This is a genomic window from uncultured Phocaeicola sp. (genome assembly GCF_948499155.1).
Classification (GTDB): Bacteria; Bacteroidota; Bacteroidia; order Bacteroidales; family Bacteroidaceae; genus Phocaeicola; species Phocaeicola faecalis.
This window is the reverse complement of sequence record NZ_CAOOSE010000024.1, coordinates 41,002-61,973: the sequence shown is the minus strand read 5'-3', so window position 1 is coordinate 61,973 and position 20,972 is coordinate 41,002. Positions and strand designations below refer to the sequence as shown.

Below are 20,972 nucleotides of genomic sequence, written 5' to 3'. Positions count from 1 at the left end.
ATATATTATAAAAAAATCCCGCTTCTGCCGGAAGCGGGATTTCGTTGTTATTATCACATTGTCTTAATCGTTGTTTAACGTACACATACAAACTCCCGCTTCACTTTGTTGCTAAAGTAAAAGTAATAAAAGAAAAAGAAGTATGTATTGTATAATGCTTTCATTTTGTTCTCTTTGTTATTGAATACGCTGCAAAAGTAATACTTTTCTAGCAAAAACAAATAAATAAGAAGTTTTTTTTCAAAAATATTTTTTCCTCGTCTCGATAGTCTGTATTCTGAGATTAAACAAGTATCTTTGTAGATAGATAGGTCTACATTGTAGTCTATCATTATTCATTAAATAAGGAGGGCGTATGGGAACTCTAGGATGCATCAATGACATGATGCGGCGTGACAAGGAAAACAGGGAGCTTCGCCGGGCGAGTCGCGAACGGTTGAATGAGACACGGAATCGTCTACTCGGTGTGAAGGGCAAACGTTCGGAGTCTGATGTGTCTTATGAACAATTGGAACGTATTGCTCATGAAACCAGGGAATGGGAAGAAAAGGAACGTAACAGTTTTCTCAAAGGTAAATTGCTTTTCATCATTTTGCTTGCGGGCATTGCTTTATTAATAGGAGCGGTTCTTATTCTATTCTGTAAATGAACCGCGTCTGGGCATGGAGATAGGCATATTCTCTCCTTTCGGTAGCCATAAATCGCTCCGCCTCTCTTACGTTATCAAGCATGGAGATAGGTGTATTCTCTCCTTTCGGTAGCCTTTATATGTTTTTTTGAACTGAATCATTTTTTTCTCTGCTTTCCATAATCCCCGGCATTTGCTGTAAAGCCCAACTGACTAACCCTTCAAGGTGAGGTATCAGGCTTAGTCCTCTTTCCGTCAGGCGATATTCTACCCGTGGCGGAACTTCGGCATATACTTTTCGTTCTACCAGTCCGTCGGACTCCAATGTGCGTAGAGTGACGGTGAGCATTCGTTGTGATACATCGGCTATTGTTTTGTGAATGTCACTGAACCGCATGATTCCATTTGTATGTAGTGTGATAAGAACCAGCATAGACCATTTGTCACCAATACGGCTGAGCACGTCTCGTATGGGACAATTACCGTTGGGATGGAAGTTTTGCATTTTTTAATCTTTTGTATATCGTTGTTATTCAACAATGGTTACTCTTGTGTAACTAGCTTATGATGAGGTGCCTTCTTGTTTTTATAGCAGAAGCACGTTACATTTGTCGCACAAAAGTAATAAACTTACTAAAGATAACTATTGTTTTAACAGATATATTTATTGTTTTATTTAATACATTAAGATTATGGCAAAGAAAGTTGCGGTTTTGGCAGTGAATCCGGTGAACGGATTCGGTTTGTTCCAGTATTTGGAAGCCTTTTTTGAGAACGGTATATCTTATAAGGTATATGCAGTGGCGGAAACAAAGGAAATTAAAACAAATTCGGGCGTTAAATTGGTGGCAGATGATGTAATTGCGCATTTGGTAGGACATGAAGATGAATTTGATGCTGTGGTATTTTCATGCGGAGATGCGGTTCCTGTGTTTGCACAGAATGCGGATAAACCTTATAATATTGATTTGATGTCTGTATTGAAGGCTTTCGGCGAAAAAGGTAAAATATTGATAGGTCATTGTGCGGCAGGTATGTTGTTCGATTTTGCAGGAGTAACGGAAGATAAGAAACTGGCAGTGCATCCGTTAGCAAAACCGGCTGTCACCAAGGGGCAGGCGACCGATGAGAAATCTGTGGTGGATGGCAATCTCTATACAGCACAGGATGAAAACTTTGTGTGGACTATGATGCCTGAAGTGCTGAAGGCACTTAAATAGAGGGATTGATGAATAAGGACGGAAGATTTTCCGTCCTTATATGGATTGTTGCGGACTTTTTCTATATATTTGAATTCGATTTTAAAAGATACAAATGATGAAATACGATTTTGATAAAGTAATAGACCGCAACGGCACTGCCGCCGTGAAGCTGGAAGAGGTGAAGGAAGTGTGGGGACGTTCGGATTTGATTCCTTTGTGGGTGGCAGATATGGACTTTGGTACAGCTCCTTTTATCGTGGACGCAATCCGCAAACGCTGTGAGTGTGAAGTGTTGGGTTATACGGGGAAGCCTGACAGCTACTATCGGGCCATCATTAATTGGGTGAAACAACGCTATGATTTGGATGTCACAAAAGAGATGATAAACTTTGTTCCCGGCATTGTTCCCGGCATCGGTATGGCAATGAACTGCTTCACCCGACCGGGAGATAAGGTGATGATTCAGCCTCCTGTCTATCATCCTTTCGCTTGGGTGACGACTCGCAATGAACGTATATTGGTTACTAATCCCTTGAAATGGGAGGATGGTATGTATCGAATGGATTTGGATGCCTTCCGTGAACAGATAAAAGGCTGTAAACTGTTCATTTTATGCAATCCTCATAACCCCGGTGGTGTGGTGTGGACAGAAGACGAACTGCGCACAGTGGCGGAAATCTGTTACGAAGAAAAGGTATTGGTGTTCTCTGACGAAATTCATGCAGACCTGACTCTTCCTCCTTACAAACATCGTCCTTTTGCTACTATCAGTGAAAAGGCAAAGATGAACTCGGTGACATTCATGTCGCCCAGCAAGGCATTTAATATGCCGGGCTTGGCTGCTTCGCATGCTATTATCTTTAATGAAGATTTGCGTGCACGGTTCCGTAAGTTTATGGATGCCGGTGAACTGGATATGGGGCATGTATTTGCTTTCCTGTCTGTAGAAGCGGCATATACACACGGAACGGAATGGCTTGACCAATGTTTGTCTTACATACAGGGAAACATTGATTATGTCGACAATTTCCTGAAAATTCATGCCCCCAAGATTAAAGCCATCCGTCCGCAAGCGTCTTATTTGGTTTGGCTTGATTGCCGTGAACTGGGATTGAGTCAGGAAGCATTGAACGATTTCTTTGCAGATAAAGCACATCTGGCACTGAATGATGGAGTCATGTTTGGACAGGAAGGTACAGGATATATGCGTCTGAATGTGGCAAGTCCGCGTTGCATTATAGAGAAAGCGATGAACCAATTGGCTGAGGCCTATCAAGGGGCGGCTTTCTAGGAAAGTATTTGTAGCGCTCCAGCGGTTTATCTGGTGAAGATTAGAATTATCAGGGATGTGTCAAAGCTAAAATGACCATTCCGAAGAGTGACAGATTGTAATTGTTATATCTCAAACAGGTGTGTCAAAACTAAGTTAAACCAAAGAAGAACTTTTAATCTGAAACTTGAGCATCCTAAAAAGCAAGAGAAAGAGCCGTATCATTACTCGAGACAGAGTTCGATACGGCTCTTTTAAGTTTGGTAGTTACAATCTGTAACTTTTCGGAAGGATTATTCTTGTTTCGACACACCCTCTTTCTTTAGTCTTTTAGGATGTTCAAATTTCAAATTAAAAGTTCATCTTATTATTTCAACGGAGGCATATTCGGTTCAGTCGGCCAGTAAGGATTCTGATAGATGGGCGAATCTTCAATAGAGCCACCGCCTGAGGTGATATCTATATCCTGTATCCTGTATGGTTCCAGATAATGAGCCATTGCCCAGCGATACCCGTCTTTGGCCAAGTTATTGCCATATTTTTCGTATGGGCGCAGGTAAGGGCTGAGTGTCGGGTCGGACACATTTGCCTTTGAGTTGTCCATGCCGTAAACCAGTTGTGAAGTGCCGTCTTCATTTTTGTACCATTCCTGCATGCTTCCCCACAGTTTGAAACCTTCAATATGATAAGGAGTGGCAATCATTTGGTCCATGGCTCTCCAACGCATCAGATCCATATAACGCAACCCTTCTGCCATAAGTTCGCAGCGGCGTTCACGGCGGATGTTATAGAGAGTCGGGTCTATTAACTTGCCGGCTGAGTAAGCTCCCCAGTCATTGAGTGCTTCTTTTGTCATATCGGTGGCGGCAATTGTTTTATTATAATCAGTATCTACGTGTGAACGTCTTCGGATTTGTGCCCAATAGCTTTGAGCCGTGTTGTCTAAAGAGCCATTCTTTTCATAGCACGCTTCGATATAATTGAGAAGAGCTTCTGTGCCACGGAAGATTAATGCACCGGTATAGTTGCTTCCGTTACTTACATATTTTTGATCATAATTATTTCCTTTACGGAGTGAATAACCTGTTGAATATCCTTTTTCTGCATTGTTGTTAAGGATGACGGGATAAGGTTCGACGGGAACAGCCATTTCACCTTCCACAGATTCAAATAAAACATTCTTCTGTCCCGGTTCTTTCAAAAAGACATTCAGTCGGGAGTCGCGTTCTTTACGGACGTCGGCTATGGTTTCGTCTCCTTGATATCCACTGCCTGATGCATAAATGGGCAAACCGTTGGCCATTAGGAATCCGTCCACCATTCCACGGGTAACCCCGATTCCATAATTGCCGTGCTGTGCGGCTACCACCACATTGTGTGTCAATCCTAATGCTTTGCTGTAGGGGCGCCATAAGAGCACTTCGCTGTAGCCTGACATGTCTTCATCTCCGAACATATCCATATAAGGATTTGTCGGTTCGGTAGCCGACTGCTGTATTAATCCGGTGTTGTCAACCATTTCTACTGCATCGCCTAGTTCTTTGGCCGCTTCCATAGCTTGGGTTAGGAAGTAATCGATTTCATTGTCTATATTTCCTGTCGGATATTGGTAATTGGCATTATACTCTTTGCTTTTACCCGGCCAGTCCGGACCGTTGGGAACGAATGGCGTATCTTTGAAGTACTTCAACCAAGTACCTTCGAATAAAGCGACGCGCGATTTCATCAGCAATGCACATTCACGGTTGATGCGGGTCTTTTCGGTTCCTTTTCCCGAAGCCATAAATTCGATGGCGGCATCTAAGTCCGACAAGATAAAACGTGCAACTTCGTTACGTGGCGAGCGCTTGCTGGCTTCTACCAACGGTTCCATTTCGTCGGGCAATGTGGTTTTGACAATAGGGAAATCACCATAAGAACGAAGTCTCTTGAAATATTCATACGCACGCATAAAGTACATCTCACCTATATATTGGAGAATCTTTTCGTTTGCGCCCGAAATATTGCCTGCTTCGTATTCGGGAAGTACTCGTTCGAAGAAGTAGTTGCAGCTGTAGATATTTCCAAAGCTATATGAGCCACCCGACGATTGTGAAGTTTTCCATTGTCCCGGAATATAACGGTTGTCATAACCGAAGCCGGCTTGATTGTCTGTGTGGTTGTCGTCTCCGAAAAGTCCGTATCCATATCCGTGTCCGGGCAGGATATCGGTATAAAGTTTGTTGGCATAAGCCGCTAATTGGGATTCGTCTTTCAGATACTTTTCCGGTGAAACAGAAGACTTCGGCTCCTGATCTAGAAAATCATTGCAGGAAGTCATGATGCCCAAAATGGCAACTCCGGCTGCATATTTAAATAGATTACTATGTTTCATGATTGTTATTTCTTTTATATGTTATAAGGTTACGTTCAATCCAAAAGAGAAAGTTCTGCTTAACGGATAAGCATTTCCATTGTATGCATCACCGCCGCCGATTGTTTCGGGGTCGAATATTTTGGTCAGTGAAGTACCTGTCCACAAGTTCTCGCCTGATATGAACACGCGTAATTTGGATACGGCAAATTTCTTGGTAAGGGATACCGGCAGGGTATATCCCAACTGAAGGTTTTTCAGGCGGATATAAGAGGCATCCTGCAAGTAACCGGATTGCGTCTGTTTATTTTTGTCGGAGCCAAAGATGGGGCGCGGATAGTAAGCGTCCAGGTTGGCAGGCAAATCGTTGGAAGGTTCTGCCCTGAAGTAATCGGCATGTTCCACAAAACCGGTAGAATGCCACAATGTGGTTGCTCCCCAGAAATAAGCACTTCCCTGCCAGTAGTCGCGTTTCATGACTCCCTGAAAGAATGCCCGGAAGTCAAAACCTTTCCAGTCTGCATTCAAATCGATACCGAATTGATAGCGGGGGGTGTTGTTACCCAAGATTTTCTTGTCGCCCATATCATCATATTTATTACCTCCGCCATCTATTTTGCCATCACCGTTTAAGTCTCTGTACATGATGTCTCCGGCTTCCCAAGTAGAACCCAATGCGTTTTGCCCTCCATTGGGAAGAGATGCTAAATGCTGTTCCATTTCTTCGTCGGATTTGGCAATGCCAATCGTTTCATAACCATAAATAGCTCCCAACATTCTGCCTTCTCTGTATTTGTCCAATGTATTGGTAGGATTCGGATAGCGGGTAATTTCGGTTTGTGAATCGGATAAAACAAATCGAATTCCGTAACCCAGTCCGTTTTTCAGTCGGTCTTGCCAAGCTATTTCAAAGTCGAAGCCGTAAGTCTTCAAGTCGGTATTGTTTGTCTTGGGAACGTCCAGACCAAGGATTCCCGGAAGTTCGGGAGCCGGTCCTACCATATCTAATGTCTCGCGGGTATAATAATCGAACGAGCCGGTCAGACGGTTATTGAACGCTCCGAAATCGAAGCCGATGTTCCAGTTGCGCACACGCTCCCATCCCATGGTAGAGCTAATGAGTCCCGGTACGGTGGCCGTATTGGGTTTGAGTCCGTTTTGTATCCAACTGCCGCTGCTGGCTGCTACTGCCAATGTCTGATAAGTAGGATACCATGATTTGGTATTTTGGTTGCCTAACTCTCCATAAGAACCGCGTAATTTCAGTGTTCCTACATATTCGCTCCATGGTTCCCAAAAATTTTCGCGGGCAATGTTCCAACCGAGGGAGAATGAAGGAAACCAGTTCCAGCGCTGTTCGCGGCGGAAGCGGGAGGTGCCGTCATAACGGATATTGACTTCTGCCAGATATTTACCTTTGTAGTCATAGTTCAGACGTCCGAAAAAACCGGCGGTAGACCAAGCGGCACGCGAACCGTTTACGGATGGGCTTACCACTTTGCCGTTATAATCCAGTCCGGTAGTTATGTCAATTTCAGGTAGTTCGGGGACGATAATGCCTTTGCGGGTCGCGCCGAATATTTGTTGTTTCATTTCTTCAGCTTGAAAACCAATCATACCTTTAAAGTTATGTCCCGATTCAAGACTGTGCGAATATTCTGTATAGGCATTGAAGTTCATATAGTTCTCTTTTGTCTGGTCTTCGTGAGCCTCTGTGTCCTGATAATAACTGATGGGATATGGATTGCCTTGTACGTCATGGTTGTACAAAGTCTGTGTATCCCAGTGGTTGTTGACTATATTGATTCTGTAGTTGAAGTCCACATGGGTTATCCAGTTTTTTATCGGTTCGATGATGAGAGATATCTGCTGGTATATATTGTCTGTTTGAATGTTGTGCTTACCTCCGTCGCGAATGGGGAGTGCCGGAGAAGGAGAGTAGTACATATATCCGTTAGGGTCATATAAGGGAAGTGTAGGCCAGCCTTGGCGTGCCAAGTCACGGAATAATGCATTGGTAAGGTAGGCAGGACGATGAAAGTCTTCGCGTGTAAAACGGCTGGTGTAGTTCACTTTTGCCCACTCTGTCAGTTGCGCATTGATTTTTCCTGTTCCGGTGTAGCGTTTGTAAGTATCTTGATTGTACTCCATCAATCCTTTTTGATCCATGAAGTTGCCGGATAAATAGTAATTTACCTTATCGTTACCGCCGCTGAAGCTCAGGTTATGTTCTTGTGAGAACGTCCAGTCACGATACATCACATCATACCAGTTTGTATTGGCATTACCGCCGGCATATCCGTCGAGCCAATATTGATTGTTGGCATCTGCCAATACTCCGTCTGTTATTTTACCGTCCTGATAGTCTTTAATACGTTGCAGATGGTCGGGGGTAAAATAGGCACCCGCCCCTGAGTTGATATTGGCATCGTTGTAGAAGGTGGCAAATGTATACGAATCCATTTGTTTAGGAATTCTGACAGGTTGTCCCCAGCGGAAATTGTTATTGTAATTGACAGAGGTCTTGCCGCTTTTACCGCTTTTAGTTGTTACCAGAATCACACCAAAAGGTGCGCGTGAGCCGTAGATGGAGGCGGCAGCGGCATCTTTCAAAATTGAAATGTTTTCAATGTCCTGTGGGTTGATAGAGTTGATGTCACCTTCCATGCCATCGATTAATACTAAAGGACTGGCGTCAGAACCGTCACCGATAGTTCCTGTACCGCGGATACTCATACTCATCTTGTTGTCCAGTGCGCCGCTGGTTGTAGTAATTTGCAGTCCCGGCACTATACCCTGCAAGGCTTGTACGGCGTTCTGCACCGGACGGGATGCAAGCGCTTCGGCATCAACGGTACCTACCGAACCGGTCAGGTTGACTTTCTTTTGGGTACCGAAACCTACTACTACCACTTCATCCAGTGTTTGGCTGTCTTCTTTTAGCATAATCTTAAGGATGGATTGTCCGGTGTACTTCACTTCTTTAGTGGTGTAACCTACGAAAGAGATTTGCAGAATGCTTCCTTTTTCTACTCCTTCTAAGGTGAATCGTCCGTCAATGTCGGTAGTGGTTCCGTTAGTCGTTCCTTTTACTATTACCGTGGCTCCGATTACTGTTCCTAAGTCATCTTCTACGGTACCTATAACTTTCCCATTCTGTTGGGAAATGCTTGCTTCGGATTGATTAGGCATCTTTTCTGCCATACCGATGACCGGAAAACTTAAGGCTCCGACCAGCAAGATGAGCTTCATAGCTTGATTTTTCTTTGGCATAATATTAGTTTTAATTAAGATTTGAATACCCCTTTCATTGAGATATTTTGTTTGAGGCAAAATTACAATGAATGAAATGAAGCGGCGAACGAAGCAGATGATATGGATTAACGAATTCGGTACTTACAAAAAAGATAATTATAAAAAACGGAAATGACGAAATGTGCTCATTATGAGGATATAAAATATACATTATTATATTAAATAAAGGGGAGAAACCGCTGTGCTAACTATAGAAAGAAGTCCGGTTGCCAGATAATACTCTATCATCCTTACCTTTGAAAAGCAATTAGATTCCATACATAAAGCCAATCGGCTCTTGAGATATTCGTTAGTTTCTGCCATCGACTAATAAATCAGTGGCAGAAACTAGCAAATCAGTGACACTGTTTACTGAGCCAATGGCAATGATTAATGAATACGACGGTTCGCTGCAAAGAATGTATCAGCTCGCCGGACGAAATATCTATCGTTCTGTTTGGTTTATTAAACTGAAATCTTGTGTATTACTGTGGAAACTCCCCCAAAAACACTTATCCCGAACTCACGTTAATCTAGAGGACGAAAAGGCTTACGGTATTGCTCTTGCCGGCTAAGTATATCTTCTTATGTCCATTTTCTATATGTTTTCTTGCTATTTGTTCCGAATTTGTTAAAAGTAAATTTGAAATTTAGGCTGTTGTTTTCGTCTGATTTGTGTATGTTTGCAATAGATTCTTGAATTTAATATACTGAATGACATGAAATTGAAAAAGATATTGATGCTAGGCTTCGTGGTGGGCATAATGAGTTGTAGCACTTCTGTAGATTATTGTCCTGTTACGGCATCTGATAATGATTTGGTCTTTCCGGCTTTGGCACAAAGTTGGGATGAAGGCATTCCATTGGGGAACGCCACGGTAGGTGCATTGGTGTGGGAAAAAGATACCGCCTTGCGTTTCTCCCTAGACCGTACTGATTTATGGGATTTGCGTCCGGTGGACAGCCTTTCGGGGGATAATTATCGTTTTGCATGGGTAAAGGAGCATATCCGTATGCGCGATTATCGGCCTGTGCAGAAGAAATTCGACGAACCCTATAACAGGATGCCTGCCCCTTCCAAAATACCGGGGGCGGCTTTAGAGTTTCCATTGACTGAACTTGGAAAACCTGTGCAAGTGCGCCTGTATCTGGATAATGCTTTGTGTGAGGCCATTTGGGAGAACGGCACCCGGATGCAGACTTTTGTCCATGCTACTAAGCCGGTGGGATGGTTTGTCTTTAAAAATCTCACAACGGAACTGGAACCTTTGCTGGTGACTCCTCAATATAAGAAAACAGGAAACAGTTCCGAAGCCAGTCCGGTTTCTGGACAGGACTTGCAACGGCTGGGGTATGAGCAGGGAAGTGTAGTGCGTAAAGGCAATGAATGTGTGTATCATCAGAAAGGATATGGCGACTTTTCTTACGATGTGGTGGTGAAATGGAAACGGCAAGGAAAAACGTTGTATGGAACGTGGAGTGTCACTTCTTCTTTGTGCGGCGAACAGGCGAAAGAAGAGACAGAGGCTGCTATGCTGCGCGGTTTGGAAAAAGATTATGCAGTGCACTTTGATTATTGGAAGAATTATTGGGCACAGTCATCCGTTGCTCTTCCGGATAGTATCCTACAAAAACAGTATTATAATGAGATGTATAAGTTCGGTTCGGCAGCTCGTGAAAATTCCTATCCCATTTCTTTGCAAGCCGTGTGGACGGCAGACAATGGCAAGTTGCCGCCTTGGAAGGGGGACTATCATCATGACCTGAATACCCAACTCAGTTATTGGCCTGCGTATGCGGGTAATCACTTGTCTGAGGGACTGGGATATCTGAATACGTTGTGGAATCAACGTGATACTTACAAACGTTATACCCGTCAATACTTTGAAACAGAGGGGATGAATGTGCCCGGAGTCTGCACCCTGACAGGTGAGCCTATGGGAGGATGGATTCAGTATGCCATGTCTCAAACGGCGGGAGCTTGGTTGGCACAGCACTTTTATTTGCATTGGAAATACTCTGCCGATAAGGAGTTTTTGAAAGAAAGGGCTTACCCTTTCTTGAAGGACGTGGCTATATATATGGAGCAGAATTCCATTGTCGACAGCAAAGGAGTTCGTCGGCTGGAGTTCAGTTCAAGTCCCGAGATATATGATAACTCACTGCAGGCGTGGTTTAAGGATATGACGAATTATGATTTGTCATTGATGCATTTTTTGTTTGATGCAGGTGCTGAAATGGCAAATGAACTGGGAATAAGGGCTGAGGTAGAGCATTGGAGCAAATTGAGAAGTCAGTTGCCTGATTTTGATTTGTATAGTGATGGAAGCCTTACCTTTGCCAAAGGATTTCCCTATAATGCATCGCATCGTCATTTCTCTCATGCACTGGCCATTCATCCGTTGGGCATCATAGACTGGAGCGACGGTGAGAAGGCGCAACACATCATCCGTGCCACTCTGAAAAGAATGAGTGACTATGGGCCGGATTACTGGACCGGATATACTTATAGTTGGTTTGCCAATATGCAGGCGCGTGCATTTAACGGTGAAGAAGCGGCAAAGGCATTGAGAACTTTCGCCGAATGTTTCTGTCTGAAAAATACATTCCATGCCAATGGAGATCAGTCGGGCAGCGGAAAATCAAAGTTTACTTATCGTCCTTTTACGCTTGAGGGAAATTTTGCGTTTGCCTCGGGCATACATGAAATGTTGTTGCAGAGCCATACAGGAGTGATACGGGTCTTTCCGGCAATTCCCTCAACCTGGAAGAATGCATCTTTTAACAATCTACGGGCCATGGGAGGTTTCCTTGTCTCGGCCGCTCTCAAGGATGGAAAGATTGTCCGATTGGAAGTTTATTCCGAAAAGGGTGGTCATCTTGCTGTCTTTTCTCCTTTCGAACATAAAGTGATGGAGTATGAGACTCAGCCGGGTAGCCGGATTGACTTAGTTGTGAAGTAGATGAAAAGTTTGGATTTGTGTAACAGAGAAATAGATAAGATTATGGATGAATGTGCCGTACCCTCTTCCCTTTGGGAGATATTGGAGCAGATAACCGAGAATTTAAAGAGTAAGCGTCTGGCGGATGTGTTCCGTTTTATCTCGTTTTATCCTTCGGAAACGTATGGCCCTCATAAGCATTTGCGCATTGAAATAAACTATGTGAAAAAGGGCTATTGTATCCTCCATTTGGATAATGAAAGTGTGACCTTCAAGGAAGGAGAGATAATGGTTATCACTTCGGATGTTAATCATTTGTTTGAAGCGGGCAGTGAAGGGACAACTCTGATGCAGTTGGAGTTTTTGCCGGAAATCTTTTCCAACTTTAACTTGAATTCCCGGGTGGGCAAAGATAATTCGGTGCCCACTTCCGTCTTTTTATTTTCTGAAGAAAACAGGCTGATTAAAATAGTGAATAACCTTCGTATCATGCGGGTAGTGCAGCGTATAGTGAATGAGTTGGAGATAAAAAGTGTATATTATCAATATTTGGTCGTGATGTATTATGCAGAGTTGTTGGTGCTTATCTATCGTTATATGGATGAGGCTTATTTACCTATCTGCACTAATGAATCGCTGAGAAAAGCCATTGCTTACATCCGTTTGAACTATCATTCGGATATTAATATAAATAAGGTGGCGGAAGAAGTAGGCATCAGTGAACGCTATCTCAGAAACCTATTTTCACAGTATTTGAATCTTTCTCCCTTAGATTATCTGAATCAGATAAGAATCAATAAAGCGGTCGAACTTTTAAGAAGCACGGAAATGTCTATAAAGGAAGTGTGTTTCCAATGTGGTTTTCAGTCGCCACAATACTTTTCACGCATCTTTAAACAACAGATGGGAGTGTCTCCGCGTGATGTGGCAAAATAGTATTTCCGTTTTGTATATGTTTTGGCCATATTTTCACCTTTTTACATAAGTGCCATAGCTCTGAAAAGTTCTTTCTTTCTTTAAAGCAGATTACCTTTGCTGTTACTATAATAAAGTAAAAACAACCTTTTAATAGAACAGAAAAATGAAAGAATGGAACGATGACAAAGAGCTGGTTTCCTTGATAAAGGGAGAACTCTATACGGCTGTTGTCGGAGATATTATGGACAAGATGGGATATACACATCAATTCTTGCCGCCTCGTATTCGTCCGCTTCGCGACGATATGTTTGTGGCAGGGCGTGCCATGACCGTACTCGAAGCCGATGTGTATGACAATCAGGGAACAAGCGGAATAAACCCGGTGCTGAAGCGCTCTTTCGGTTTGATGCTCGAAGCATTAGACGATTTGAAAGAAGGTGAAATCTATATTTGCTCCGGTTCTTCTCCCTCTTATGCTTTATGGGGGGAATTGATGAGTGCACGTGCCATGCAGTGTAAAGCTGCCGGTGCGGTTGTGAATGGCTATTCCCGTGATACGAAAGGTATTCTGGCTTTAAACTTTCCCTGTTTTTCTTATGGTCCCTATGCTCAGGATCAGGCTCCGCGCGGAAAAGTGATTGATTATCGTGTGCCTATCGAAATTGATGGCGTGTTGGTGAATGACGGAGATATGTTGGTGGGGGATATTGACGGTGTGTGTGTGGTGCCGCGCCAAATAGAAGAAGAAGTATTTGTACGTGCTCTTGAAAAAGCGCGTGGCGAACGTACCGTCTTGAAGAAGATACAGGAAGGCATGAAAGCCCGGGATGCATTTGATAAATTTGGTATTATGTAGTTTATAAAATAAGTAAAGATGAAAATAACAGATGTAAAAGTATGGTTGGTGCAGGGCATCAAGTACAATTGGACTTTATTGAAGATATATACAGACGAAGGTTATACGGGTGTGGGTGAGGCTACTAACTGGCCGGGAAGCCCTATCGTATACGAGGCGGCAAAACATATAGGCAACCGCATTATCGGGCTTGATCCGATGAAGACGGATTTTATTTGGACAAAGCTTTATCGTGACTTAAACTGGGTAGGTCCCTATGGTGCCAGTATGTGTGCCATTAGCGGTATTGATATGGCATTGCTTGATTTGAAAGGCAAGGTATTGGGGGTGCCGTGCTATGAACTTTTGGGAGGAGCTTACCGTAAGGATATTCTGTTGTATGCCAATTATTGGTTTACGAAAGGGGGGCACAATGAAGCCGATTATGCTGAACAAGCACGTGCGGTGAAGGCAGCCGGATTCACGGGGTTGAAGTTTGACCCGTTTGCACATACCAATTATTTCTATGGTGAAGATTTGGCGTCCAATCTTACACTGACTCCTGCACAACAGGATTTGGCATTCAACGTTTCAAAGGCAGTCCGTGAGGCGGTAGGTCCGGAGGTGGATATTATGATTGAAACCCATGCCATGCTGAATTACCGCATTGCTGTGAAGATGGCGGAGCGTTTGGCAACATTGGATATTGCCTGGTATGAGGAGCCGGCAGGACCGGAAAGTTCTCAAACATTGCGTGCCATGCGTGAACGCATTCCCTCGGATGTCTCTATTTGTGTGGGCGAACGTCATTATACCCGCTTTGGCATTCGCTCATTGCTTGAAAAACATATATGTGATATAATCATGCCGGATATAACCCGCTGCGGAGGACCTTCTGAGATGAAACGGATGGCTACGATGGCTGAGGCTTATCAGGTTCTATTGGCTCCTCATAATCCTAACGGCCCCTTGTCCACTCTTGCTTCGTCTCATGTGTGTGCTTCCGTTCCTAATTTTTTCCGTCAAGAGTTTATGTTCAATGATGTTCCCTGGAGGGATACGGTTATTGACCATCCTATTGCCGATATGGTTTATGATGGGCATTTACATCTGTCGGACCGCCCGGGGCTGGGAGTGGATTTGGTGGAAGAGGAGATGGAAAAGCATCCGGGTATTATAAACAATCCTCCTGAGAACTTTTATATTTAATGCGTATGCCGTTTCAAATAGACTTAACCGGAAAGGTTGTTCTGATTACCGGAGTATCCTCCGGTATCGGACTGGGCACGGCACGTGAGTTTGCTCGTGCAGGAGCTTGTGTGGCAGGATGTTCGCGTAAGCCGGGCACTGATGACAGTGTTTCTGTATTTTTGCAGGCTGTGGAAAGAGAGGGTCGCAAGGCACTCTATGTTCAGGCGGATGTCACGCAGGAAAAGGAATTGGAACAGTTTGTGCAAGAGGTGATTACGACCTTCGGGCGGTTGGATATTGTTGTTTCCAACGCCGGGATGAATGTATTTGAAGGTGCGGCAGCATGTTCGGAAAGCCAATGGACATACAATCTGGACCTGAACTTGGCTTCTCACTGGCGTTTGGCTAAACTTTGTAAACCTTATTTAGAACAAAGTGGCAATGGGGTCATCTTGCTGATGACTTCCAATCATGCTTTCTGTTCCATTCCGGGATGTTTCCCCTATAATGTTACAAAGACGGCTATCACCGGACTGGTACGGAGTCTGACTATAGAGTGGGGGCCGAAGATACGGACGGTCGGGGTGGCTCCCGGATTTATAGATACGGCAGGAAATGATACTTGGTTCAATTCGTTTCCGGATGCGATGGCCGAACGTCGGCGTACGATTGACCTTCATCCGGTGAAAAGAATCGGTACGGTGGAGGAAGTGGGTGCATTATGTGTTTATCTGGCTTCACCTATGGCTCAATTTATAAGTGGAACGACCATTCTGATGGATGGAGGACGGTCTGCGTTGATGCAGGATGTTTAAATCAGTTTTCAATAGGTAGTTTAATATAGATGATGATGAATGCAACTCTATTACATCGGTGTTATAACCGGACCGGCGAGGCCGCTACATGGATGCCTGGTTTAGAATGTTTGTTATGGGTGGACATTGATAATGGGATTTTATATCAATATGGTTCCAATGAAGGTACGGTGGAAGAACATACCTTTCCGGAAATGGTAACTTCTATTATTCCTTGGAAAGGACATGACCATGAAGTGCTGCTGGCAATGAAAAACCGCTTTATCGCCTATGACTTGAAAGAAAGGACATATAGGACATTGATTGAGCTTCCATGTTTGCATCCGCAATGGCGTACCAATGACTGTAAGGCATCTCCGGAAGGTCGTATCTGGTGCGGAGTGATGCATTGCAGTGAACATAATGGAAACGGAAGTTTGTATTGTGTGGATAATGATTTATCTTTGGCATCTGTTTTGGGACAACAAAGTATCCCGAACGGAATTGTTTGGAACCGGAAAGGAGACCGTATGTATTATGCTGATTCCGGCAGAAGATGCATTGAAGAATATGCTTATGACTATTTGACCGGTGCTATTTATTTTATTCGTACTGCTGTACAGGTTCCTATGGAGTATGGAGTGCCAGACGGAATGACCATTGATGCTAACGGACTTTTGTGGGTGGCTCATTGGGGAGGATTCGGCGTGTATGTTTGGAGTCCGGCAACGGGACAACTGGTTGATAAAATAGAAGTTCCTGTTCCCAATGTGGCTTCGTGTACATTTGGTGGTAAGGAGCGTAATCAGTTGTTCATAACAACGGCCAGAGACGGTTTGTCGGAAGCCGAGATACAAGCCTATCCACTGAGTGGCAGTTTGTTTGTGGCCGATATACCCGGAGTTGCTCCGGGAGAGAATCATTATCCGTTTATAATCCGCTAAGAGGACGACAGCATGAATATATCAACGATTGATTTGATTATCTTTATAGCCTACTGCTTGCTTATTTTGCTTGTAGGACTTTATGTTTCACGTAGTTCTAAAGGGGAGGTGCAGGATGCCAATAACTATTTCTTGGCCGGCAGGGGATTGGCTTGGTGGGCAATAGGGGCCTCTATTATAGCATCCAATATCTCGGCAGAACAGTTTGTCGGTATGTCGGGGTCTGGTTATGCCATCGGATTGGCTATGGCGACGTATGAGTGGATTGCGGCGTTGGGGCTGCTGATTGTGGCTAAGTTTTTTATTCCTGTTTTTCTGGAGAAGAAAATCTTTACGATGCCACAATTCTTGGAGGAGCGTTTCGACCGCCGGGTGAAGACGGTGATGGCTTTTTTCTGGTTGGCGGTATTCATATTTATTAATTTAACTTCCATTCTTTATTTAGGTGCCTTGACCATTGAGAATATTATGGGAGTTCCTATGTTGGCAGGGATAATAGGATTGGCAGCCTTTGCCGGAATTTATTCCATTTATGGAGGACTGAAAGCCGTGGCGTTGACCGATGTTATCCAGGTTGTGTTCTTGATAGGCGGCGGATTGATAACCACTTACATTGCACTCGATATGCTGGGCAATGGGGAAGGGGTTATTTCAGGGTTTACCAATCTTTGTGAACAGGCGGAAGATAAGTTCCATCTTATACTTGATAAGTCACATCCCGGATATATGGATCTTCCCGGGGTATCGGTTATTATAGGAGGGTTATGGGTTGCCAATTTATATTATTGGGGATGCAACCAGTACATTATTCAGCGTGCGTTGGCAGCCAAATCGGTGAGCGAGGCACAAAACGGTATGTTGTTTGCCGGTTTCATCAAATTATTGATTCCGTTGCTGGTCGTCATTCCGGGCATTGCGGCATTTGCTTTGAATGCTTCTCTGGAAAAGTCGGATGAAGCCTATCCTTGGTTGCTGAGCAATCTGCTGCCTGTGGGGGTAAAGGGAATTGCGTTTGCGGCTCTGACGGCAGCGATTGTCAGTTCGCTGGCATCAATGATGAATAGCATTTCCACCATTTTTACAATGGACATTTATCGTTCCTATTTTCGTCCTAAAGCAGGACAGACCGAGTTGGTGCGTACCGGACGTTGGGCAAGTGCTGTTTCGTTGTTGGTGGCAGTGTGTATCGCTCCTTTACTTTCGGGGTTGGATCAGGCGTTTCATTATATTCAGGAATTTACCGGATTTGTGAGTCCGGGTGCATTGGCTATTTTTCTTGCCGGTTTCTTTTATCGGAGAGCAACGGCAAACGGTGCGCTTTCGGCAGCACTGGGGTCATTTGTATTTTCTGCTTTGCTGAAAATACTTTGTCCGGCTTTGCCGTGGATGGATAGAATGGGCATTGTCTTTTTATTATGCTGCGGTCTTATCATTATGCTAGGCAGACGTAACCGCTCATCCGGCCAATGTTCCGCTATTCATGCTTCGTTGTTTCATACAAGTAAGTTATTTAATATTTTTTCTTGCATCATCATTGCCATTCTGATTGGTTTCTATTGGCTTTGGTGGTAAAAAGAGTACTAACCTTATTTATATCATTATGATAACGATAAAACAGACTTTATTAATGGCAGGTATTTGCCTGCTTTCATATTCTTCCCTGAATGCAGCATCCGCTGCTGTCTGTTCAGGGCGAAGTTATATCTTACCTTCACAGTTGGAAGGAGTGCAGCAACCTGTCATGTCATTAAGCGGAACATGGGCATTTAAATATTCTCCCCAAAGCCGGTGGACTACTATTCAAGTGCCCGGCGAAGCGGCTATGCAAGGATTTGCCATTGAACATGATAAACCGTTCTTTTATAAGAAGACATTTATCATACCGGCCGACTATGCGGGAAAGCAGGTTATTTTGCGTTTCGACGGCGTATACAGTCATGCCAAGTTGAGTGTAAATGGTAAATTTGTTCGTGAGCATCATGGTGGTTTTACCCGTTGGGAAACTGATATTACTTCGCTGGTGCGTGTAGGGAAGAAGAACGAAATTCAATTGGAGGTAGAAGACCGTTTAGACGAGATTTCTTATGCTTCCGGATATGCACATCATCCTATTGGCGGCATACTTCGTGATGTCACATTGTTCGCTTTACCTGAATCTCACCTGTATGATGTGAGTGTGGAAACCCATTTGGATTCACTTTATAAAGATGCCGAGTTGCGTTTTGCTTGTGAGTTTATTGGTAAAGAAGGTGCGGAAGCAAGATTGGAGTTGAAGGATAAGGAAGGCAGAAATGTACAGTTGCCGCAAAGCCGTTTTAAGTTGGCGAAAGGGAAAAATACGTTCTCGTTGCCTGTAGCAAACCCATTGAAATGGGATGCGGAACATCCTAATCTGTATACATTGGAAGTGGCAGTGTACAAGGATGATAGAGAACTGTCTCGTTTCGACCGTCGCATCGGTTTTCGGGATGTGAAGATTGTTAAAGACCGTATGTTGGTTAACGGCCGTCAGGTGAAACTGCGCGGAGCTTGTCGTCATGATATCCATCCTACATTGGGGCGTACCACTACTGCTGAGTTGGATAGTCTGGATGTATTGCTCTTTAAGCAGTCTAATATGAACTTTGTCCGTACTTCTCATTATCCTCCTTCGGAACGTTTTTTGGAGTTTTGTAACCGTTATGGTGTATATGTGGAAAGTGAAACGGCTGTTTGCTTTGTTGATACTTATCGGCAGAAGAATTATGCTCCGGGTAATACACAGAGTGATTCGGCTTATGCCGACCGTTACTTGGGACAATGTCAGGAAATGGTGAAAGCTTTCCGTTCTCATCCTTCTGTCTTGTTTTGGAGCATCGGTAATGAAAGTGCTTATGGTACTAATTTCCAATTGTGCTGGGATTGGGTGAAGGCTACGGATACCACGCGCCCCGTTATTTTCAGCTATCCGGGTTCGGCTGTGGAAAAGAAGGCTAAAATATTTGATATTCTGAGTATGCACTATCAGAATGTGTATGGCAATATCAACCAATGGGGGATGTCTACCCGTAATTTTCAAGGACATGGTATGCCGGCATTATACGATGAGTGGGCTCATCCGGCTTGTTACACCTATGCCACTTTGCAGACCGACCCTAATATCCGTGAATTCTGGGGGAAATCTATTGATATGATGTGGGATGGCTTGTACAATGCGCCGGGCGGATTGGGAGGAGCTATTTGGGGATATGTGGATGAAGTGTTTGCATTACCTCAGCCTAAGGTTGGAACTGCATTCTGGAAAGAGTTTGCCCACACTGCCAAACCTGAAAATTATCAAGGGAACTGTGTCGGATACGGAGAATGGGGTATTGTAGACGTATGGAGACGTCCGAAACCGGAATTTTGGTCTACCAAGAAAGCTTATTCACCTGTGCGTTTACTGGCAGATGACAATCTTTCTTTTACTGCCGGGCAACCACTGATGTTGACTGTATACAACCGTTTTGACCATACCGACCTGGATGAAATAAGTGCATTTTATACTTACAAAGGAACGCGGAAGTCTTTGAAACTGACTTCTGTCGGGCCTCATCAGAAAGGTCTGTTGACAATTCCTGCCGAGCAATGGGAAGAGGGTGAGAAGCTGTTGGTAGAGTTCTTTACTTCGGAAGGAGATTTGATTGATGCTTATCGTCTTGTATTGGGAGTAGAAAAGATAGACTATCCTGCTGTGGTTGGCGGAGAAAAGCTGATTGTAACAGATAATGGTGATAAACTGATTATAAGAGGGGAAGGCTTTGAAATACCTTTTGATAAGGCTACAGGGTTAATAGTCAATGCTAAAGCCGGTGAGCAAGTGATAATAGAAAAAGGTCCGTTCCTTAATCTTTATGTTAACCTGAATCATTTGACAGGTGCAGAGGTTCGTAAAATGGCCAATCATTTTACGATTTCAGATTCGGACTGGAAAAAAACATCATTCAGTTACACTGAGAAAGAGAACGGAACAATCAAAGTAGTGCTTGTCGGCAATTACCGGGGAGTTGTAGCGGAGTTTGATATATTGATATCTCCTAAAGGAGAGTTGTCGGTTAATTACCAAACTTCCGGTGTGCCCAATGGTTTCTTGCGTGAGACGGGGTTGTCTTTCTATTTGTCGGATGCTATCCAACACTTGGATTGGAAGCGTAAAGGGTATTGGAATTATTATCCTGAGGGTGAATTTGCCGGAAATGAAGGTCGTACTTCCCTTTATCAGTCTAAACAGGCAGCATACGGCGAAAAACCGGTTCAAGTTTGGCAGGCTGATACGCACAACTATTATTATTGGGCAGATGCCGGTGCCAATTGTAAGCAGCCTCTTACACAAATGGCAAAAGGTATGAAAGAGAATATTTATTATTATTCACTTTCTACGGAAACAGATTCCGAACATCGGATATCGGTCATCTCAAAAGATGCTTCAGTAGCTTGTCGGATAAACAAACGTGCCGATGAACAATTGATTTTATACACAAATAATCGTTGGGATTATCCTGAAATAGCATGGGGAAATTATTGTAAGACATTGGAAGCTCTGCCTTGCTACGGACAGATAAATCTGAGAATGAAATAATCGA

15 protein-coding genes are annotated in these 20,972 nt (G+C 43.8%); 12 read left to right on the top strand and 3 right to left on the bottom strand.

Translation table 11 applies throughout. The annotated features are described in order from the left end of the window. The first annotated feature begins 355 nt into the window (after nucleotides 1–355). Entirely contained in the window at nucleotides 356–649 is a 294-nt protein-coding gene (locus tag QYT14_RS14980) for a hypothetical protein (RefSeq protein ID WP_237039660.1), read from the top strand. Nucleotides 650–764: 115 nt separating this feature from the next. Here QYT14_RS14980 and QYT14_RS14975 read toward each other — a convergent pair whose 3' ends face one another. Beyond that, complete coding sequence (locus tag QYT14_RS14975; RefSeq protein WP_288325262.1) at nucleotides 765–1,133, bottom strand: helix-turn-helix domain-containing protein; 369 nt, start codon at nucleotides 1,131–1,133, stop codon at nucleotides 765–767. A 187-nt stretch (nucleotides 1,134–1,320) separates the two neighbouring features. On the opposite strand from QYT14_RS14975, the gene QYT14_RS14970 reads away from it, so the two are divergent. Further along, a complete protein-coding gene (locus tag QYT14_RS14970; RefSeq protein ID WP_288325261.1) occupies nucleotides 1,321–1,848 on the top strand; it encodes a DJ-1/PfpI family protein in 528 nt (175 codons plus the stop codon). Nucleotides 1,849–1,945: 97 nt separating this feature from the next. Further along, nucleotides 1,946–3,121: a MalY/PatB family protein gene (locus tag QYT14_RS14965; RefSeq protein ID WP_288325304.1), complete on the top strand. Its 1,176-nt coding sequence runs from the start codon at nucleotides 1,946–1,948 to the stop codon at nucleotides 3,119–3,121. Between the two features lie 346 nt (nucleotides 3,122–3,467). On the opposite strand, the gene QYT14_RS14960 is transcribed toward QYT14_RS14965, so the two are convergent. Both QYT14_RS14960 and QYT14_RS14955 read right to left on the bottom strand, forming a co-directional pair. Beyond that, nucleotides 3,468–5,474 (bottom strand): RagB/SusD family nutrient uptake outer membrane protein, encoded by a 2,007-nt coding sequence (locus tag QYT14_RS14960; protein ID WP_288325259.1) that lies wholly within the window; start codon nucleotides 5,472–5,474, stop codon nucleotides 3,468–3,470. Nucleotides 5,475–5,495: 21 nt separating this feature from the next. Beyond that, a complete protein-coding gene (locus QYT14_RS14955; protein WP_288325257.1) occupies nucleotides 5,496–8,726 on the bottom strand; it encodes a TonB-dependent receptor in 3,231 nt (1,076 codons plus the stop codon). A gap of 380 nt (nucleotides 8,727–9,106) precedes the next feature. Between QYT14_RS14955 and QYT14_RS14950 the strand changes: the two genes are divergently transcribed. From QYT14_RS14950 to QYT14_RS14910, 9 genes are all read left to right on the top strand, one after another. Then, complete coding sequence (locus tag QYT14_RS14950; RefSeq protein WP_289307094.1) at nucleotides 9,107–9,322, top strand: hypothetical protein; 216 nt, start codon at nucleotides 9,107–9,109, stop codon at nucleotides 9,320–9,322. A gap of 144 nt (nucleotides 9,323–9,466) precedes the next feature. Continuing rightward, a complete protein-coding gene (locus QYT14_RS14945) occupies nucleotides 9,467–11,710 on the top strand; it encodes a glycoside hydrolase family 95-like protein (RefSeq protein ID WP_288325256.1) in 2,244 nt (747 codons plus the stop codon). 42 nt (nucleotides 11,711–11,752) lie between these two features. Next, nucleotides 11,753–12,625 (top strand): AraC family transcriptional regulator, encoded by an 873-nt coding sequence (locus QYT14_RS14940; protein WP_237039714.1) that lies wholly within the window; start codon nucleotides 11,753–11,755, stop codon nucleotides 12,623–12,625. A 145-nt stretch (nucleotides 12,626–12,770) separates the two neighbouring features. After that, entirely contained in the window at nucleotides 12,771–13,463 is a 693-nt protein-coding gene (locus QYT14_RS14935; RefSeq protein ID WP_237039653.1) for an RraA family protein, read from the top strand. Between the two features lie 18 nt (nucleotides 13,464–13,481). Further along, nucleotides 13,482–14,651, top strand: a complete 1,170-nt coding sequence (locus QYT14_RS14930) for a mandelate racemase/muconate lactonizing enzyme family protein (RefSeq protein WP_237039652.1) — start codon at nucleotides 13,482–13,484, stop codon at nucleotides 14,649–14,651. A 5-nt stretch (nucleotides 14,652–14,656) separates the two neighbouring features. Beyond that, complete coding sequence (locus QYT14_RS14925; RefSeq protein WP_237039651.1) at nucleotides 14,657–15,448, top strand: SDR family oxidoreductase; 792 nt, start codon at nucleotides 14,657–14,659, stop codon at nucleotides 15,446–15,448. A 29-nt stretch (nucleotides 15,449–15,477) separates the two neighbouring features. After that, nucleotides 15,478–16,371: an SMP-30/gluconolactonase/LRE family protein gene (locus QYT14_RS14920; RefSeq protein WP_237039650.1), complete on the top strand. Its 894-nt coding sequence runs from the start codon at nucleotides 15,478–15,480 to the stop codon at nucleotides 16,369–16,371. Nucleotides 16,372–16,383: 12 nt separating this feature from the next. Beyond that, complete coding sequence (locus tag QYT14_RS14915; protein ID WP_288325253.1) at nucleotides 16,384–17,943, top strand: sodium/sugar symporter; 1,560 nt, start codon at nucleotides 16,384–16,386, stop codon at nucleotides 17,941–17,943. Nucleotides 17,944–17,971: 28 nt separating this feature from the next. After that, complete coding sequence (locus QYT14_RS14910) at nucleotides 17,972–20,968, top strand: glycoside hydrolase family 2 TIM barrel-domain containing protein (RefSeq protein ID WP_288325251.1); 2,997 nt, start codon at nucleotides 17,972–17,974, stop codon at nucleotides 20,966–20,968. Nucleotides 20,969–20,972 lie beyond the last annotated feature (4 nt).

Coding starts and splice junctions, on each gene's coding strand:
- QYT14_RS14980 (WP_237039660.1), top strand. CDS start 356: ATGGGAACTCTAGGATGCATCAATGACATGATGCGGCGTGACAAGGAA.
- QYT14_RS14975 (WP_288325262.1), bottom strand. CDS start 1,133: ATGCAAAACTTCCATCCCAACGGTAATTGTCCCATACGAGACGTGCTC.
- QYT14_RS14970 (WP_288325261.1), top strand. CDS start 1,321: ATGGCAAAGAAAGTTGCGGTTTTGGCAGTGAATCCGGTGAACGGATTC.
- QYT14_RS14965 (WP_288325304.1), top strand. CDS start 1,946: ATGAAATACGATTTTGATAAAGTAATAGACCGCAACGGCACTGCCGCC.
- QYT14_RS14960 (WP_288325259.1), bottom strand. CDS start 5,474: ATGAAACATAGTAATCTATTTAAATATGCAGCCGGAGTTGCCATTTTG.
- QYT14_RS14955 (WP_288325257.1), bottom strand. CDS start 8,726: ATGCCAAAGAAAAATCAAGCTATGAAGCTCATCTTGCTGGTCGGAGCC.
- QYT14_RS14945 (WP_288325256.1), top strand. CDS start 9,467: ATGAAATTGAAAAAGATATTGATGCTAGGCTTCGTGGTGGGCATAATG.
- QYT14_RS14940 (WP_237039714.1), top strand. CDS start 11,753: ATGGATGAATGTGCCGTACCCTCTTCCCTTTGGGAGATATTGGAGCAG.
- QYT14_RS14935 (WP_237039653.1), top strand. CDS start 12,771: ATGAAAGAATGGAACGATGACAAAGAGCTGGTTTCCTTGATAAAGGGA.
- QYT14_RS14930 (WP_237039652.1), top strand. CDS start 13,482: ATGAAAATAACAGATGTAAAAGTATGGTTGGTGCAGGGCATCAAGTAC.
- QYT14_RS14925 (WP_237039651.1), top strand. CDS start 14,657: ATGCCGTTTCAAATAGACTTAACCGGAAAGGTTGTTCTGATTACCGGA.
- QYT14_RS14920 (WP_237039650.1), top strand. CDS start 15,478: ATGATGATGAATGCAACTCTATTACATCGGTGTTATAACCGGACCGGC.
- QYT14_RS14915 (WP_288325253.1), top strand. CDS start 16,384: ATGAATATATCAACGATTGATTTGATTATCTTTATAGCCTACTGCTTG.
- QYT14_RS14910 (WP_288325251.1), top strand. CDS start 17,972: ATGATAACGATAAAACAGACTTTATTAATGGCAGGTATTTGCCTGCTT.